Here is a 447-nt window from a genome sequence, read left to right on the forward strand (position 1 = left end):
CACCATCAGGCTCACCCGGTGCGCCACCACGTCATGCATCTCCCGCGCGATACGGGTGCGCTCCTCGTTACGGGCCCACTCGGCCCGCTCCTCCGCCCGGTCCGCCAGCAGCGACAGCTCGCGCTCCAGACCGTCCGCCCGCTCCCGCAAGCTCTCCACGAGCCGGCGCCTGGCCCTGACGTACAGCCCGAGCAGGATGGGCGGCGCGGTAAGACCCAGGGACATCACCACCGCGACCAGCGGAATCATCCATACGGTGGGTTCCGCGGGGCCGCTGCCGCGGTGCATGTCCTCCTGGAACCGGATGGTCGAGATGATCAGCGTGCCCACGCCCGACATACCGGCCAGCACGGCCGTGATCCGGCGCGGCACCTCCGAGGCGGCCAGGGTGTAGAGGCCCACGATGCTGAGCATCAGCCCCATCTCCGCCGGGGTGACCGCGATCGA

The 447-nt window shown here is 70.7% G+C and carries 1 protein-coding gene; it reads right to left on the bottom strand.

From position 1 onward, the window contains the following. Window positions 1-447, bottom strand: a 447-nt coding sequence (locus CCN51_RS51635; protein WP_245881893.1) for a histidine kinase, incomplete at both ends; no start/stop codon positions are given.

It is taken from the genome of Streptomyces milbemycinicus (genome assembly GCF_002154605.1).
In the GTDB taxonomy this organism is placed as follows: domain Bacteria; phylum Actinomycetota; class Actinomycetes; order Streptomycetales; family Streptomycetaceae; genus Streptomyces; species Streptomyces milbemycinicus.